This window comes from Pediococcus ethanolidurans, assembly GCF_001437405.1.
Lineage (GTDB): Bacteria > Bacillota > Bacilli > Lactobacillales > Lactobacillaceae > Pediococcus > Pediococcus ethanolidurans.
On the sequence record NZ_JQBY01000065.1, the window covers coordinates 1 to 408 of the forward strand.

Annotated in this window: 1 protein-coding gene; it reads right to left on the bottom strand. The window is 45.6% G+C overall.

Features of this window, described 5'->3' with window-relative positions; all coding sequences use genetic code 11:
• Positions 1-408 (bottom strand): hypothetical protein (locus tag IV87_RS11130; protein WP_162259959.1); only part of this gene is annotated, 408 nt, incomplete at both ends.

Sequence of the window (408 nt, forward strand, 5' to 3'; positions counted from 1 at the left end):
GTGTATGTGACATCTCGCGTAACCGTGTAGGTCGTATTCGTATCATTAACCGTTCCGGCAACCGTGCCATTCACACCAAAATCTGCGGCGGTGTAATCGTCATTATTTGTAACGGCTACTGTATACCCTGATATTACTGGTACTAACGTTTCATCAGTAGTATCAATTCCTGGAAGGGTAACTGCCGTTCCCTTACCAGATTCATCTGTCGTCCAGGCAGTGTATTCAACTTCTCCGTCATCATTTACGGATGCAGTTCGATAAACTGTCACTTGTTTGTAGGTTGGTTGATCATCTGGTGCCTTTGAGGCACCACTATAATCAATGGCTTCAGTAATCACACCATGCAAGTATTGGGTTTGTGTCCCTTCGGGATCCTTATCCCCACCTGGTGTATCTGGCGTGTAA